12 protein-coding genes, 2 tRNA genes and 1 pseudogene are annotated in these 15722 nt (G+C 67.6%); 11 read left to right on the top strand and 4 right to left on the bottom strand.

What is annotated here, in order from left to right:
- Positions 1 to 10 precede the first annotated feature (10 nt).
- The 8 genes from FHQ07_RS09080 to FHQ07_RS09050 all read left to right on the top strand — a co-directional run bounded on the left by FHQ07_RS09080 (position 11) and on the right by FHQ07_RS09050 (position 6125).
- Positions 11 to 1819, top strand: coding sequence for a DUF885 domain-containing protein (locus FHQ07_RS09080; protein ID WP_139716503.1), 1809 nt, complete (start codon positions 11 to 13; stop codon positions 1817 to 1819).
- A 287-nt stretch (positions 1820 to 2106) separates the two neighbouring features.
- Positions 2107 to 2343, top strand: a complete 237-nt coding sequence (rpmB, locus tag FHQ07_RS09075; protein WP_139716502.1) for a 50S ribosomal protein L28 — start codon at positions 2107 to 2109, stop codon at positions 2341 to 2343.
- Between the two features lie 12 nt (positions 2344 to 2355).
- Positions 2356 to 2520 carry a 50S ribosomal protein L33 gene (rpmG, locus tag FHQ07_RS09070; RefSeq protein WP_139716501.1) on the top strand — a complete coding sequence of 55 codons (165 nt, stop codon included), beginning with the start codon at positions 2356 to 2358 and terminating at the stop codon, positions 2518 to 2520.
- 180 nt (positions 2521 to 2700) lie between these two features.
- Entirely contained in the window at positions 2701 to 2835 is a 135-nt protein-coding gene (locus FHQ07_RS14645; protein ID WP_277871788.1) for a hypothetical protein, read from the top strand.
- 399 nt (positions 2836 to 3234) lie between these two features.
- A tRNA-OTHER gene (locus FHQ07_RS09065) sits at positions 3235 to 3304 on the top strand.
- Positions 3305 to 3375: transfer RNA gene (locus tag FHQ07_RS09060), tRNA-Leu, on the top strand.
- A 344-nt stretch (positions 3376 to 3719) separates the two neighbouring features.
- On the top strand, positions 3720 to 4841 hold the full coding sequence (locus FHQ07_RS09055; RefSeq protein ID WP_139716500.1) for a slipin family protein: 1122 nt from the start codon (positions 3720 to 3722) through the stop codon (positions 4839 to 4841).
- A 60-nt stretch (positions 4842 to 4901) separates the two neighbouring features.
- Positions 4902 to 6125 (top strand): RtcB family protein, encoded by a 1224-nt coding sequence (locus FHQ07_RS09050; RefSeq protein WP_139717987.1) that lies wholly within the window; start codon positions 4902 to 4904, stop codon positions 6123 to 6125.
- 151 nt (positions 6126 to 6276) lie between these two features.
- Here FHQ07_RS09050 and acs read toward each other — a convergent pair whose 3' ends face one another.
- Complete coding sequence (acs, locus tag FHQ07_RS09045; RefSeq protein ID WP_139716499.1) at positions 6277 to 8223, bottom strand: acetate--CoA ligase; 1947 nt, start codon at positions 8221 to 8223, stop codon at positions 6277 to 6279.
- 107 nt (positions 8224 to 8330) lie between these two features.
- On the opposite strand from acs, the gene FHQ07_RS09040 reads away from it, so the two are divergent.
- The 3 genes and pseudogenes from FHQ07_RS09040 (at position 8331) to FHQ07_RS14670 (ending at position 13513) form a co-directional block, all read left to right on the top strand.
- Positions 8331 to 10433: a M13 family metallopeptidase gene (locus FHQ07_RS09040; protein WP_139716498.1), complete on the top strand. Its 2103-nt coding sequence runs from the start codon at positions 8331 to 8333 to the stop codon at positions 10431 to 10433.
- A gap of 304 nt (positions 10434 to 10737) precedes the next feature.
- Positions 10738 to 11385, top strand: coding sequence for a TetR/AcrR family transcriptional regulator (locus FHQ07_RS09035; protein ID WP_206202310.1), 648 nt, complete (start codon positions 10738 to 10740; stop codon positions 11383 to 11385).
- Positions 11327 to 13513, top strand: a pseudogene (locus tag FHQ07_RS14670) (sensor domain-containing diguanylate cyclase). The gene FHQ07_RS09035 and the pseudogene FHQ07_RS14670 overlap by 59 nt, the downstream one beginning before the upstream one ends.
- Here FHQ07_RS14670 and FHQ07_RS09020 read toward each other — a convergent pair.
- The 3 genes from FHQ07_RS09020 to FHQ07_RS09010 form a co-directional block, all read right to left on the bottom strand.
- A complete protein-coding gene (locus tag FHQ07_RS09020) occupies positions 13510 to 13842 on the bottom strand; it encodes an EF-hand domain-containing protein (protein WP_139716495.1) in 333 nt (110 codons plus the stop codon). The pseudogene FHQ07_RS14670 and the gene FHQ07_RS09020 overlap by 4 nt on opposite strands.
- Positions 13842 to 15044, bottom strand: coding sequence for a DesA family fatty acid desaturase (locus FHQ07_RS09015; RefSeq protein ID WP_139716494.1), 1203 nt, complete (start codon positions 15042 to 15044; stop codon positions 13842 to 13844). Before FHQ07_RS09015 ends, FHQ07_RS09020 begins: the two co-directional genes overlap by 1 nt.
- Before the next feature lie 77 nt (positions 15045 to 15121).
- On the bottom strand, positions 15122 to 15667 hold the full coding sequence (locus FHQ07_RS09010; RefSeq protein ID WP_168191526.1) for a TlpA family protein disulfide reductase: 546 nt from the start codon (positions 15665 to 15667) through the stop codon (positions 15122 to 15124).
- Positions 15668 to 15722 lie beyond the last annotated feature (55 nt).

Below are 15722 nucleotides of genomic sequence, written 5' to 3'. Positions count from 1 at the left end.
CGATAGCGCGATGCTACGATCCGGCCACTTCGCCGCCGGATGCCGCCCCGTGAAAGCCTTCGCCCTCGCCTGCTGCCTGTTGCTGCCGATCGCCGCGCAGGCCGCGACGCCGCCCGCCGCGAACGCCGCCGACCAGGCCTTCGAGACCCTCTACAAGGCGGAGTGGGACTGGCGCATGCAGCAGGCGCCGGGCTACGACGAGGACAGCGACAACAGCAGCCGCAAGCCCTCGACCACGCTGGCCGATGTCGGCCCGGAGGCGCAGGCGAAGCGCTTGGCCTACCTCGATGGCGTGCTGAAACGGCTCGACGGCATCGACGCGGCGAAGCTGTCGCCGGCGCAGCAGGTGAATTTCGCGGTGTACCGCCCGCAGATCGCGCACATGGCGGCCTCGATCCGCTTCCGCGACTACGAGATGCCATTCAATTCCGACAGTTCGTTCTGGTCGGACCTCGGCTTCATGGCCCGCGCCGACCTGCGCGACGCCGACGCCTATCGCGCCTACGCCGCGCGCCTGCGCGACGTGCCGCGCTACTTCGACCAGCAGACCGCCAACATGCGCGCCGGCCTTGCGCGCGGCTTCAGCGTGCCGCGCGCGGTGCTGGCCGGCCGCGACGGCTCGATCGCGATGGTCGCGGAACTGAAGAACCCCGAGGACGCCGCGTTCTGGGGCCCGTACCGGAAGATGCCGGCGACGATTCCCGCGGCGGAACAGGAAACACTGCGCGCCGAGGGCCGCGCCGCGATCCGCGACGCGGTGATCCCCGCCTTCGCCCGGCTGCTGGCGTTCTTCCGCGACGAGTACATGCCGAAGGCGCGCAGCACGCTGGCCGCCGAGGCGATGCCGGACGGCGAAGCCTGGTACCGCGAGCAGATCGGCAGCTACACCACGCTGGACCTGTCGCCCGACCAGATCCATGCCATCGGCCTGCAGGAAGTCGCCGCGATCCGCGCCGAAATGGAACGCATCATCGACCAGGTCGGCTTCAAGGGAACCTCGAAGGAGACGCGCTTCGCCGACTTCCTCGCCTTCCTGCGCAGCGATCCGCAGTTCTACGCGAAGACGCCGCAGGACCTGCTCGATCGCGCCGCATGGATCAGCAAGCGGGTGGATGGCGAAGTCGGCAAGCTGATCGGCACCTTGCCGCGCGGGCGCTTCACCATCGTCGAAGTGCCGGCGGACATCGCCCCGTTCTGGACCGCCGGCCGCGGCGGTGCGGATACCTACTGGCTCAACACCTACGACCTGCCCAGCCGCCCGCTGTACAACCTGCCGGCGCTGACCCTGCACGAATCCTCGCCCGGCCATTCGCTGCAGCAGTCGCTGGTGCGCGAACAGGGCGAGCTGCCGGATTTCCGCAAGGAGTACATCAGCGCCTATGGCGAGGGCTGGGGCCTGTACTCGGAATGGCTGGGCAAGGAGATGGGCATCTACGAAACCCCGTACGAGGATTTCGGCCGCCTGACCTATGCGATGTGGCGCGCCTGCCGGCTGGTGATCGACACCGGCGTCCACCACAAGGGCTGGACCCGCGACCAGGCCATCGCCTACCTGCGCGACAACACCGCCCTGTCCGAACACGAGGTCACCACCGAGGTCGACCGCTACATCAGCTGGCCCGGCCAGGCGCTGAGCTACAAGCTGGGCGAGCTGGCGATCCGCCGCCTGCGCGCCGAGGCCGAGGCCGCGCTGGGCCCGAAATTCGATGTCCGCGCCTTCCACGATGCCGTGCTGTCGCAGGGCTCGGTGCCGTTGCCGGTGCTGGAATCGCAGATCCGGGCGTATATCGCCAGCGCGAAGGCGGCGCCGGCGAAATAGCCCCGGCGCCCGGATTCGGGCCAAGTGCTTGCCCGCAAAGGGATTTGCCCGCATAATGCGCGGCTCGCTGCGTCCGGCACCGCCTTCTGGCTGGTTCCGGGCGGACCCGGAACACGACTCCGGCCCGCCATTGGCAGCGTGGAAACCTCCCGTTTCGTGTGCCGCAGACCCTCCGGGGAACGCGGCGGGGCCGCCGTCTCCCGGGCTACGGGCGACAACATTTGCGGATCCTTCCGCAAGAGCCTGGCCATCCATGGCCAGACTTTCCAATTTCATCGAGGTGCACAGTGTCCAAAGTCTGCCAAGTTACCGGCAAGCGCACGACGACCGGCAACAATGTCTCGCATTCCAACCGCAAGACCCGTCGTCGCTTCCAGCCCAACCTCCACGAGCGCCGCTTCTGGGTCGCTTCCGAGAACCGTTGGGTCAAGCTCCGCGTTTCCGCCGCGGCCCTGCGCACCATCGACAAGAACGGCATCGATGCCGTCTTGGCCGACCTGCGCAAGCAGGGCGACAAGGTCTAAGGAGATCACACCATGGCAAGCAAGCGCGACAAGATCCGTCTGATCTCCACGGCCGGCACCGGCCACTTCTACACCACCGACAAGAACAAGAAGAACACGCCGAACAAGATGGAGGTCAGCAAGTACGACCCCGTCGTGCGCAAGCATGTTCCGTACAAGGAAGGCAAGATCAAGTAAGCCTTCCGTTCCATCGGATGCAGAAGAGGCCCGCAGCGATGCGGGCTTCTTTTTTTGTCCGCTCGTTGCGTAATTCGCGCCGTTCGTCGGTGATGCAGAAATTTTGTTGCCAAACAAAAACGGCGCGCGTAAGGTGCGCCACCTTCGCCACTGCGGCGATTTCCTGAGCACACGAATTCCATGACGCAGTCCTTCCACATCGCAGCACCGACGCCATCGCGCAAGCGCGATGCGGGCCTGCGCGCGTGCGAATGGCGCGACGCGCTGTCGCTTCGCGGCATGCGGCATTACTTCGGCTCCACCTCCATCGACTGATCCTTTCGCATCGCGGAGATCGGTCACCCCGATCTCCCGAGGCCACGCGAACGCCCTCGGGCTCCAGCACCCGGGGGCGTTTCGTTTCCGGCGTTCGCAAAGGGATCCACCACACGATCAAAACGCGATTGCATCGCGCTCCCGAAGCATCCGGGCTCTTGCTGGCCCGAGGCAGGGAAACGTCGCGAAGGCGCTCAGGATGCGCCGTGCCTGGATGCTTCGGCACGGGCGGCAAGCGGATGCAGTCGCACACGGATTGGCGCTTTCGATGCACGTCGGAGACGCCAATGCGGAGCATCGCTCGTACGGTCCACAGCGGCGCGGGTTCACAAGGCCCGTCCGGTGCGCGCGGCGCTGCCGTGGCGCATGCCGGGGATCGGGAGAAGGTGTTCCGCGAGCGGACGAAAGCTCAGAGGTCGAGCAGCGGCGCAAGCCGTTGGCCACCGGTTCGAATCCGGTTCGTCCACCACTGGATAGCTCAGTTGGGTAGAGCATCGGTTCAACACCGAGAGTCGCGGGTTCGAATCCCGCTCCAAACCAGACTGTAAATCTGGAACCACGGGCGCAAGCCCGCACCAGGAAACGCCCCGTGCGTGTTCCGCTTCATCGCAATGCATCGCGATGTCGATGGATACGCAGCGGCGATGTCGCCGGGCCGCCGCCCTCGAAGCGCGCGGGCCTGCAGTGGATCGGGATCGCAGTGCATCGCGATACCGACCACGACACGGCCTCCGCGCGGACAGCGCGCCGGCTCCGCGGCATCGACGTCAGGGGCGTTTCCACCTTCTTCTCTTCCTGCGCCTGTCGCGCGGGATGCAACGCGAGCACCGATCCATCGCGCCCCAATCGGATCGGACCACCAGGACCAACAAGGAGAGTTACCCATGTTCTGGAGCAAGAGGATCGTGATCGGCGATGGCGAGCGCGCCCTGCTGTATCGCAACCGCCAGTTCGAGCGCGTGCTGGAGCCGGGCGTGCACCGCATGTTCGACCCGCTCAAGCGCATCGAGGTGCGTACCTACAACATCGCCGCGCCGGAGTACGCCGGCCACGACGTGGACGCGCTGATCGCGCGCCTCGGCGAGCGGCTGGGCGAGACCTTCGTGTTCGCCGACATCGGCGCCGACGAGGTCGGCCTGGTGGCGAAGAACGGCAAGCTGGAGGACGTGCTGGCGCCGGGTTCGCGTCGCTTGTATTGGCGCGGGCTGGTGAAGGTCGAGGTCGAGCGCGTGTCGCTGGCCACGGGCCTGGCGGTGCGCAGCGATGTCGCCAACCGCCTGCGCCAGCTCGGCACGCTGGGCAAGCTCGCCGTCGTGGCGGACGTGCCGGCGGAGTCGGCGGGCCTGGTGTTCATCGACGGCAAGCTGGTGCAGGTGCTGGGTGCGGGCAACCACGCGTTCTGGAACTTCCGCAAGAACGTGGCGGTGGACGTGATCGAGTTGCGCGTGCAGTCGCTGGAGGTCTCGGGCCAGGAGTTGCTGACCCGCGACAAGGTCAGCCTGCGCGTCAACCTGGCCGCCAGCATCCGCGTCACCGACCCGGTGGCCGCGCGCACCAGGGTCGCGAAGTTCGGCGACTACGTGTACCGCGAGCTGCAGTTCGGCCTGCGCAAGGCGATCGCCGCCAAGACGCTGGACGAGCTGCTCGGCGACAAGGCCTCGCTCGATGCCGACATCTTCGGCTACGTGCGCGGCCGGGTGACCGAGCTGGGCATCGAGGTGCTTGGCGTCGGCGTCAAGGACGTGATCCTGCCGGGCGAGATGAAGGACATCCTCAACAGCGTGGTGCAGGCGGAGAAGGCGGCGCAGGCCAACGTGATCCGCCGTCGCGAGGAGGCGAACGCCACGCGTTCCCTGCTCAACACCGCCAAGCTGATCGAGGACAGCCCGGTGCTGATGCGTCTGAAGGAGCTCGAGACCCTGGAGAAGGTCACCGAGAAGATCGACAAGCTCACCGTGTTCGGCGGCCTGGATGGCGTGCTGAAGCAGCTGGTGACGATGAAGTGATACCCCTGCGCGGGGCAAGGACGCATCGCGCAGGTTTCAATGGACTGAAGAGACATGAACATGCAAACCCAATCGCAATTCGAACTGCTGCACGCCGAGGACAGCGCCACCCCGATCAAGGGCTGGGTGCACGGCGTGCCGCTGGAGCCGCAGGCGCACGAGCAACTGCGCAACATCGCGTCGATCCCGTTCGTCGGGCCGTGGGTCGCGGTGATGCCGGACGTGCACCTGGGAAAGGGCGCGACCGTGGGCTCGGTGATCCCGACCCGCGGCGCGATCATCCCGGCCGCGGTCGGCGTCGACATCGGCTGCGGCATGGCCGCGGTGCGCACCACCCTGCGCGCCAGCGACCTGCCCGACGACCTCGGCCCGCTGCGCAACTCGATCGAGCGCAGCGTGCCGGTCGGCAACGGCCGCGGTGGCGAGCACTGGAAGCTGCCGGACGGCATCGAGACCCGCGTCGCGCAGTCGGGACTGGTCCAGCGGCTGGACGCGATCCAGCAGAAGCACCGCAAGATCCGCACCGACAAGCTCGACCGGCAGATCGGGACGCTGGGCGGCGGCAACCACTTCATCGAGTTGTGCCTCGACGAGAGCGATGCGGTGTGGGTGATGCTGCACAGCGGTTCGCGCGGCACTGGCAACCTGATCGGCAGCTACTTCATCGAGCGGGCGCGCGAGGAGCTGGGCAAGCGCGTGCTCGGTTTCCACGTGCCGGACAAGGACCTCGCGTTCTTCCTGCAGGGCGAGCCCCTGTTCGACGACTACGTGGAGGCGGTGTCGTGGGCGCAGGACTACGCCCGCGAGAACCGCGAGGCGATGATGGCGCGGGTGCTGCACGAAATGCGCCATCGCCTGCCGAAGTTCCAGCTGGAAAAGATGGCGGTGAACTGCCACCACAACTACGTGCAGCAGGAGATGCATGGCGGCGTGGACTTGCTGGTCACCCGCAAGGGTGCGGTGAGCGCGCGTGCCGGCGAGCTCGGGATCATCCCGGGCAGCATGGGCGCGAAGAGCTTCATCGTGCGTGGGCTGGGCAACGCGGACAGCTTCCACAGCTGCAGCCACGGTGCCGGCCGCGTGATGAGCCGTACCGCCGCGCGCGCGCAGATCACCCTGGCCCAGCATCGGCAGGCCACCGCCCACGTCGAGTGCCGCAAGGACGCCGGCGTGATCGACGAGTCGCCGGCCGCGTACAAGGACATCGACGCGGTGATGGCGGCGCAGTCCGACCTGGTGGAAATCGTGCACACGCTGCGCCAGGTGGTGTGCGTGAAGGGATGAGCCAAGACGCGCTTTGTGCGGCATTGCCGCGCAGCCTCGGCAAACGCACGGCCAGGGATGGCGGCAATGAAAACGCGTCGAAGCAGGATGCTTGCGGCCAAGGATGGCCACGAAACCCGCCGCAAGGCGGGTTTCTTTTTGCCTATGCGTATCAGGCCTCGCGGCGTTCGCGCACCAGCGCATCCACCACCGACGGATCCGCCAGTGTGCTGGTATCGCCCAACTGGTCCGGCGCGTTCTCCGCGATCTTGCGCAGGATGCGGCGCATGATCTTGCCGCTGCGGGTCTTCGGCAGGCCCGGTGCCCACTGGATGTGGTCGGGCGTGGCGGTCGGGCCGATCTCGCTGCGCACCTGCTGCACCAGCGCCTTGCGCAAATCATCATTGGCTTCGATGCCCTGCTTCAGGGTCACGTAGGCGTAGATGCCCTGGCCCTTGATGTCGTGCGGGAAGCCGACCACCGCCGCCTCGGCGACGTCGTGGTGCGAGACCAGCGCGCTTTCGACTTCGGCGGTGCCGATGCGGTGGCCGCTGACGTTGATCACGTCGTCGACGCGGCCGGTGATCCAGTAGTAGCCGTCTTCGTCACGACGGCAGCCATCGCCGGTGAAATAGCTGCCGGGATAGGTCTTGAAATAGGTGTCGATGAAGCGCTGGTGGTCGCCGTACACCGTGCGCATCTGCCCGGGCCACGAATCCAGCAGGACCAGATTGCCTTCGGTCGCGCCTTCGAGGCGCTTGCCCTCGGCATCGACGATGGCGGGTTGCACGCCGAAGAACGGCCTGGTCGCCGAGCCCGGCTTGGCATCGATCGCGCCCGGCAACGGCGAGATCAGGATCCCGCCGGTCTCGGTCTGCCACCAGGTATCGACGATCGGGCAACGCGCATCGCCCACGGTCTCGTGGTACCAGCGCCAGGCTTCCGGGTTGATCGGCTCGCCGACCGTGCCGAGCACGCGCAGCGACGCGCGCGAGGTCCGCTTCACCGGCGCGTCGCCTTCGCGCATCAGCGCGCGGATCGCAGTCGGCGCGGTGTAGAACAGGCTGACCTGGTGCTTGTCGATGGTCTGCCAGAAGCGCGAGGCATCCGGGAAGTTCGGCACGCCCTCGAAGATCACCTCGGTGGCGCCGTTCGCCAGCGGCCCGTACACGATGTAGCTGTGGCCGGTGACCCAACCGACGTCGGCGGTGCACCAGAACACGTCGTCGTCGCGCAGGTCGAACACCGCCTCGTGCGTGTACGCCGCCCACAGCAGGTAGCCGCCGGTGGTATGCAGCACGCCCTTCGGCTTGCCGGTGCTGCCGGAGGTGTAGAGGATGAACAGCGGGTCTTCGGCGTTCATGCGCTCGGGTTCGCACTCGCCCGGCTGGCCGTCGACCACCGCGTCGTACCAGCGGTCGCGCGGCATCTGCATGTCCACCGCGCCGTCGGTATGCCGCACCACCAGCACGGTTTCCACCGAGTTCGTGCCCGGCAGCTTCAGCGCCGCGTCCACGTTCGCCTTCAGCGCCACCTTCTTGCCGCCGCGCAGGCCTTCGTCGGCGGTGATGATCAGCTTGCTGCCGCAATCGGCGACGCGGTCGGCGATGGAATTGGGCGCGAACCCGCCGAACACCACCATGTGCACCGCGCCGATCCGCGCGCAGGCCAGCATCGCCACCACGGCTTCGGGGATCATCGGCAGGTAGATGGTGACGCGGTCGCCCTTGCCGATGCCGAGGTTGCGCAGCGCATTGGCCAGCTTGCAGACGCGCGCATGCAGTTCGCGGTAGCTGATGCGCTGCACGTCGCCGTCGGGCGAATCCGGCTCGAAGATCAGCGCGGTCTTGCCGCCGCGCGTTTCGAGGTGCCGGTCGAGGCAGTTCACGCTGGCGTTGAGCTCGCCGTCGGCGAACCAGCGGATGCGGAAATCCTCCAGCGCATAGCTGACGTCCTTGACCCGGGTAGGCGCGCGCATCCAGTCCAGGCGCTTGGCGGCTTCGCCCCAGAACGCATCGGGATCGCGTAGCGATTCGGCGTACAGGCGTTGGTAGTCGTCGCGGCGGATGCGGGCATTGGCCGCGAATGCGTCGGGAACCGGATACACGTCGGCGCTCATGGCGGCCTCCTGGCGGGGGGATATCGAGTGTAGCGCCCTGACTTCCTGCACATGTTCCCAACGCGGATCGGCGCAGGATGCGCGGGTCTTCCCGCCGAGGTTCCCGCATGACCACCGCATCCCTTCGCCGCGCCGCACTGGCGCTGGCCATCCTCGCTTCGCTGGCCGCCTGCGACCGCGGCGCCCCGACCGACAAGGCCGCAACGCCGGCCGCCGCCGAAGCCGCGGCCGCACCGGGCTCCGGCATCGACCTGGCCGGCATCGACAAGGCCGTGCAGCCCGGCGACGACTTCGACGAATACGCCAACGGCGCGTGGAAGAAGGCCACCGAGATCCCCGCCGACCGCGCCAGCATCAGCACCGGCTTCTACGTGTTCGAGAAGGCCGAGAAGCGCCTGTCCGACCTGATCCAGGGCTTCGACAAGGCCAACCCGGCGGCAGGCAGCAACGAACGCAAGATCGCCGACTACTACGCCGCGTACATGGACGAGGCCGGCATCGAGGCGCGCGGGCTTGCGCCGCTGCAACCGTCGCTGGACAAGGTCGCCGCGATCGCCGATGCCGCCGGCCTGTCGCGCTACCTCGGCGGACAGGTGCGCGCCGACACCGACCCGCTGAACGCCACCAATTTCTACACCGAGAACCTGTTCGGCCTGTTCGTGGCGCAGGGCCTGGAGGATCCGTCGAAGAACGTCGGCTACCTGATGCAGGGCGGCCTGGGCATGCCGGACCGCGAGTACTACCTCGCCGGCGACAAGGACATGGCGGCCAATCGCGTCGCCTACCAGAAGTACATCGCCGACATCCTCAAGCTCGCCGGCGACGCCGATGCGGACAAGAAAGCCAAGACCATCTTCGACCTCGAGACGAAGATCGCCAGGGCGCATGCCAACGTGGTCGACAGCCAGGACATCCACAAGGCCAACAATCCGTGGGCCACCGCGGACTTCGCCAAGAACGCGCCGGGCATCGACTGGGCCGCGTTCTTCGATGCCGCCAAGCTGTCCGGCCAGCCGACCGTGTTCGCCTGGCAGCCGGACGCGATCAAGAAGCTGTCCGCGCTGGTCGCCAGCGAGCCGCTGCAGGCATGGAAGGACTACCTGCGCTTCCACGCGATCAACCACAGCGCGGCGCTGCTGCCGAAGGCCTATGCCGACCTCAGCTTCGGCTTCTACGGCACCCAGTTGAACGGCACCACCCGGCAGCGCGACCGCTGGAAGCGCGCGATCGGCGCCACCGACGGCGCACTGGGCGATGCGATCGGCCAGGCGTACATCAAGCAGTACTTCCCGGCATCGTCCAAGGCCAAGGTCGAGGACATGGTCAACAACATCCTCGCCACCTTCCGCGAAGGCGTGGACAAGCTGGAATGGATGACGCCGGAGACCAAGAAGGCGGCGAAGGCGAAGGCCGAGACCATGCTGGTCGGCGTGGGCTACCCGGACAGCTGGCGCGACTATTCCTCGCTCGAGATCAAGCGCGACGATCCGCTCGGCAACCGCCTGCGCGCGGAGGAAGCCGAGTACCGCCACCAGACCGCCAAGCTCGGCAAGGCGCCGGACAAGAAGGAATGGTGGATGACCCCGCAGACGGTCAACGCGGTGCAGCTGCCGCTGCAGAACGCGATGAACTTCCCTGCGGCGATCCTGGAAGCTCCGTTCTTCGACCCGAACGCGGACGCCGCGGCGAACTACGGTTCGATCGGCGCGGTGATCGGCCACGAGGTCAGCCACGGCTTCGACAACCTCGGCTCCGAGTTCGATGCGGAAGGCCGCCTGCGCAACTGGTGGACCAAGGACGACGCGGCGCACTTCAAGGCCGCCACCGACAAGCTGGTCGCGCAGTACGACGCCTACGAGGCGCTGCCCGGCCTGCACCTCAACGGCAAGCAGACCCTGGGCGAGAACATCGCCGACGTCGCCGGCCTGCAGGCCGCGTACACCGCGTACCACAAGTCGCTCGGCGGCAAGCCGGCGCCGGTGATCGACGGCCTGACCGGCGACGAGCGCTTCTTCCTCGCCTTCGCCCAGGCGTGGCGGGCCAAGCAGCGCGACGCCGCGCTGCGCGCGCAGGTCATCGGCGACGGCCATGCCCCGGCGCGCTGGCGCGCGCTGACCGTGCGCAACATCGATGCCTGGTACGACACCTTCAAGGTCGCCGACGGGCAGAAGCTGTTCCTCAAGCCCGAGCAGCGGGTGAAGATCTGGTAAGCGGCATGCGATCGCGGGAACGCCGGCCAATGGCCGGCGTTCTTGCATGGAGCGCCGGAAACCGACCCGGACGGAGCCGCCCGGTCATCCCGGGCAGCGGCGGGCAGCGGCTCGGGACTGATTTCCAAGTCGTTGATCCGGCTGGGTAATTCGGCGAATCGCGGACGCGGCCAGCCGATCCGCGCCATTTATATTTGTGACGACTGTCAAAATTTTATTGACGGTGCCGCAGGCATGTTTGGACAATTGTCACAGTCCTCGCGTCCCGCCGCCGCATTCCGGCCAAGTCCTTGCCAACACCGCCGTGAAGCAGCCCTCCCGATCCGCCAACAAGCCCGCCATGCGCAAGCCGCCGACGCGGCAATCGCCGGCGCCTGCCGAGAAGTTCGAACTGCGGCGCAGGGAGCTGGCGGAAGTCACCCTGCAGACGCTCGCCGAACTGGGCTACGCGCGCACCAGCCTGCGCGAGATCGCGCAGAATTCCGAATACAGCCACGGGGTGCTGCACTACTACTTCAAGGACAAGCTGGACCTCATCAGCTGCAGCGTCCGCGAATACAAGACCAGGTGCGCCAACCGCTACGACGGCATCGTGGCGAATGCGCGCGATGCCGACGCGCTGGTGGAAGGCTTCCTCGCTGTCCTGGCCGAGACCCTGCGCAACGAGGCGCCGATGCACAGCCTCTGGTACGACCTGCGTGCGCAGGCCTTGTTCGAGGGCTCGTTCCGCGACGACGTGATCGAGATCGACCGCCTGCTGCAGGACATGGTGTGGCGGCTGGTCACCCGCCTCGCCGCGTTCGCGGGCAGGCCGCCGCGGCTGTCGCCGGTGGCGGCGTATGCCCTGATCGACGGCCTGTTCCAGAAGTACCTGCTGCTGCACATCGCGGGCGATGCGACCGCAGGCGATTCGCTGGCCTGCCAGCTCCGCCTGCTGCTTCCGGAGCTGTAGACGCCCATGCCTGGCCGAGGGGGAACGATGCGCCGACGTCCGACCGGGTTCGCCGCAGCCGCCTGCGCAGGCGCGCTGTTCGCCGCGCTCGCCGCATCCGCCACCGGCAGCGCCACCGTCCGAACCCCGCCAGGATCCGCTGGAGCTGCAGGCCCTGACCGATCCCGAGGCCGTGCTGGCGCGCCTGCCGGAAGCCTTCCGCCAGGCGCGCCTGGCCCACAACCGGGAACGCGAAGCCCTGCTCTACCTGGCCGAAGCGAACGCATGCCGGGTCACCGCCGACTGGCGCTGCCAGCGATCGGCGGGGGCGAACGCCGCCAAGCTGGCGGACGCCGTGCACGATCGCGCGCTGGCGATCCGCGGCATGATCACCCAGGCGCGGGCGGAAACCTCGCTCAAGAACTACACGATCGCGACCGAGCTGCTGGCGCGCGCCGAGCTGGACGTCAAGAGCCTGGGGCTGCCGGAGCTGGAGGCGGACATCGCGCTCGCCTATTCGTCGATGAGTTATTCGCTGGGCAAGATCAGGATGTCGGCGATGTATGCCGAACAGGGGCTCCGCGACCTCGGCCGGCAGGGCTCGCCGGCGATGCGCGGCCGCCTGCTCAGGAACCTGGCGCGGGCGCAGGTGGAGTCCGGGGACGTAGCGAGCGCGATGGCCACGCTCCAGGCGGGCGAGGCGGCCGCCGACCTGGCCGGCGACCCCAAGCTGCTGGCCGAAATCGCCATCGGCAGCGCCAGGATCGCCAAGTCGCGCGGCGACGTCGCCACCCAGCGGGAAAGCGCGGCGCGGATCTTCCGCTCGGCGGAACGGTTGAAGAATACCCAGTTGACCGGGCTCGGCCACGAAGCGCTCGGCGACGCATTCCTGGTCGGAGGCCAATTCGCCAACGCGGGCGCCGAGTACCGCAAGGCCACCGCTTCGTTCCAGGCCCTGCGCCTCGATCGCGACGAACTGCGCGCGCTGCGCAGCATGGCCGGGGCGATGCTCAAGTCCGGGGAACGCGACGCCGCGACGACCGCCTCGCTGCTCGAACGCATGATCCTGCTCGAGGAGCGGATCGAAACCAGCGACCGCGCGGAGGCTGCGGACGATTTCGCGGCGCGCCTGGAATATGCGCAGAAAGAGCGCGACTACGCCTTCCTGCAGCGCGAGAAGGACCTCCTCCAGCAGCGGGAAAGCGCATTGCGGCGGAACAACCAGTTGATGCTGCTGCTTGTCGCCGTGTCCGTGGCGGCGCTGGCCGGGCTCGCCTTCTTCTACCGCAAGCAACGCAAGATGTACTTCCGCCTGCGCGAAGCCAACCGCGCCAAGCAGATCAACGAATCGCGCATCTCCAGCCTGCTGCAGCTGAGCAAGGGGCTGGTCTTCATCCACGACGACCACGGTGCGGTGATCGCGACCAACCCGAAGACCGCCGCCGCCATGAACGCCACGGTGGATGGCGTCGTCGGGATGAACCTGAAGGACATGCTCGCCCCGGAAAGCCTCGAGGATTTCGCCAGCTACCTGCGGGACGTGGTGTCGAAGGATGCCGCGGACTGCATGCTGTACCTGAGGGACGCGGAGGACTGGAAGCGCTACTGGCACCTGAGCGGCTCGCGCTTCCAGCCGGAAGTGGGGGATGCCTACGCCATCTGCTATGCGGTGGACCTCACCATGCAGGCCCGCGAACTCGACGAACTGAACGAAAAAAGCCTGCGCGATGCGCTGACCGGCGCCTACAACCGCCGGATCATGCCGGTGTTCGAGCAGCGCCTCGGCAAGGACGCAAGCTGGGCCGTGATCATCATCGACATGGACCACTTCAAGCAGATCAACGACCTGCACGGGCACGAGGAAGGCGACCGGGTGCTGGTCTAGGTCGTGCGCTACCTGCAGGAGCGGATGCGCGACAACGACTACATCGTGCGCCTGGGCGGCGATGAATTCGCGATCCTGCTGGGGAACGCGACCACGGACGGCATCGATGGCCTGGTCGGTCGAATCCGCCGCGACATGGGCGCGCTGAGCGCCACCTTCTCGATGGGGCTTGCGGTCAGGAACGACGAAGAACCCTTGACGGCGACATTGGCCCGCGCCGACATGGAAATGCTGGCGTCCAAGGCCGCGTCCCGCGCGAACTAGCGCGGCGGCGCAGCCAGCTCCCGCGCGCTGAGGAACCCGTCGCGGTCGGCATCCTGCCTGCGGAAACGATCGGCGATGCGCGCGCGATGCTCGGCGATGGTCAATGCCGGGCCGCGCCCGCCGGGCTGCTCGGCCGGCGACAACACGCCGTCGCGATCGCGGTCCATCGCGGCGAAGGCGTAGCCGAGCCAGTCCTGGTATTCGGCCGGCGAGACGCGGCCGTCGCGGTCCGCGTCCATCTTCGACAGGTAGTCGCCGGTGCGCAGCACCTGCGCGCCCGCCGCCATCGGCAACGCGCACGCAAGCAGGGCGATGGCGAACCGCGGCATCACGCCGGCTGCAGCGCGTAGCCCTTCAGGCGCGCCGAATACTCCTGCAGGGCGCGCACGCCGCTGGCCTCGGCTTCGGCGCACCAGGCCTGCAGGCGCTTGAGCTTTTCGCTGGCGTCGTGGCTGCGGCTCTCCAGCACTTCGGCCAGGCGCGCGCGATATTCGATCAGCGTATTGATGCGCGGGCGCTCGGCGATCCAGCGCTGCAACTGCTCGCGCGATTCCGGCGACAGCCAGCGGCCATCATCGACCATGCCCTTGCGCAGCTTGCGCGGCAGCAGCGCGCGCAGCTTGGCGCCGGCGGCGGCGGCCTCCTCGCGCAGCGCCGGCTTGAGCACGTTGCGCTGGTAGTCGGTCATCGCCTGGAAGCGGCAGGCCAGCAGCGCCTTCACCGTTTCCGCGTCGGGCACCTTGATGTTCGGGCGCAGGTTCAGCGACGGCGCCACGCGCAACACCTTGGCCAGGCGCACCGAGGCGAACAGCTTGATCGCCGCCCAGCCGATGTCGAATTCCCACTTGCGCAGGGCGAACTTGGCCGACGACGGGAACGCATGGTGGTTGTTGTGCAGTTCCTCGCCGCCGACCCACACGCCCCACGGGCTGAGGTTGGTGGCGGTGTCGGTGGTCTCGAAATTGCGGTAGCCCCACCAGTGGCCGAGGCCGTTGATCACGCCGGCCGCCCAGAACGGGATCCACGCCATCTGGATCGCCCACACGGCCACGCCCTTGGCGCCGAACAGCACGAAGCTGGCCACCAGCAGCAGCACCACGCCGAGCGTGGCATGGCGGGTGTAGAGGTTGCGTTCGATCCAGTCGTCCGGGCAGCCCTTGCCGTACTGCTCGATGCTGGCGCGGTCCAGGCGCGCCTCGCGGTACATGTCGGCGCCCTTCCACATGACGTTGTGGATGCCCTTGTGCATCGGGCTGTGCGGGTCTTCCTCGGTCTCGCACTTGGCGTGGTGCTTGCGATGGATCGCCGCCCACTCGCGGGTGATCATCGAGGTGGTCAGCCAGCTCCAGAAGCGGAAGAAATGCGCGACCAGCGGATGGAAATCGACGCCGCGGTGCGCCTGGCTGCGGTGCAGGTACAGGGTCACGGTGAAGATGGTGACCTGGGTGACCACCAGCAGGTACAGCAGCATCGCCAGCCAGCCGAACTGGAACAGGCCGCCGGCGAGGAAATCGAGGAACGAAGCGGGCATCGCGGGGAAGTCTCGGCGGACGCGGAAAGGCGCGCGGCAATGATGCCACGGCCCGCCGCCGCGACCGCTGAACGGCGTCAGCCCGCGGTCGCCGCCGCCGCGTTCCGCCGTTGCTGCTCGGCCACGATCACCTGGTTGATCTGCGCGACCAGCCTGTCCAGCGAATCCTCGCCGTAACCGACATGGTGCGCGGCCACCTTGCCCTGCGGGTCGATGATCCACAGGTTCGGATACGCCTTCACCCCGTAGCCTTCGGCGATCTCGCCGCTGCGGTCGCGGGTCAGGGTGATGCTGAAGTCCTTCATCTGCCGCATCATCGTCCGGTAGTCCTCGGTGCTGTCCTGCACGTTGACCGCGATCACCTTGAGGATCTTGTCGCCGGCGTGCTTCTGCAGCGCATCCAGGCCCGGCAGTTCCTTGCGGCAGGGACCGCACCACGACGCCCAGAAGGTGACCACCACGATCTTGCCGCGATGCTGCGCGAGGTCCACCACATCGCCCTGGCGATCCCTGCCCAGCAATGCGGGCGGCAGCTCGCCGATCTTCGGTTCCGCCGCCTGCAGCGGCATCGCCGCGCACAGCGCCAGTGCAACGCCGAACAGGCCCGACCACGCATTGCGCATATGCTGTCCCCGGATGAAGTCCATGCAGTGTATGCAACGCATGGCGCGAATTGGT

This window comes from Thermomonas aquatica (assembly GCF_006337105.1).
GTDB classification, from domain to species: Bacteria; Pseudomonadota; Gammaproteobacteria; order Xanthomonadales; family Xanthomonadaceae; genus Thermomonas; species Thermomonas aquatica.
Note: the sequence above shows the minus strand (reverse complement) of the source record. Positions and strands in the feature narration are given on the sequence as shown.

Bases quoted from the DNA above. Each gene is read 5' to 3' on its own strand.
- acs (WP_139716499.1), bottom strand. From the start codon at position 8,223: ATGAGCGCCGACGTGTATCCGGTTCCCGACGCATTCGCGGCCAATGCC.
- FHQ07_RS09015 (WP_139716494.1), bottom strand. From the start codon at position 15,044: ATGCCCGCTTCGTTCCTCGATTTCCTCGCCGGCGGCCTGTTCCAGTTC.
- FHQ07_RS14645 (WP_277871788.1), top strand. From the start codon at position 2,701: ATGACGCAGTCCTTCCACATCGCAGCACCGACGCCATCGCGCAAGCGC.
- FHQ07_RS09080 (WP_139716503.1), top strand. From the start codon at position 11: ATGCTACGATCCGGCCACTTCGCCGCCGGATGCCGCCCCGTGAAAGCC.
- FHQ07_RS09050 (WP_139717987.1), top strand. From the start codon at position 4,902: ATGCAAACCCAATCGCAATTCGAACTGCTGCACGCCGAGGACAGCGCC.
- FHQ07_RS09055 (WP_139716500.1), top strand. From the start codon at position 3,720: ATGTTCTGGAGCAAGAGGATCGTGATCGGCGATGGCGAGCGCGCCCTG.
- FHQ07_RS09020 (WP_139716495.1), bottom strand. From the start codon at position 13,842: ATGCCGCGGTTCGCCATCGCCCTGCTTGCGTGCGCGTTGCCGATGGCG.
- rpmG (WP_139716501.1), top strand. From the start codon at position 2,356: ATGGCAAGCAAGCGCGACAAGATCCGTCTGATCTCCACGGCCGGCACC.
- FHQ07_RS09010 (WP_168191526.1), bottom strand. From the start codon at position 15,667: ATGCGCAATGCGTGGTCGGGCCTGTTCGGCGTTGCACTGGCGCTGTGC.
- FHQ07_RS09040 (WP_139716498.1), top strand. From the start codon at position 8,331: ATGACCACCGCATCCCTTCGCCGCGCCGCACTGGCGCTGGCCATCCTC.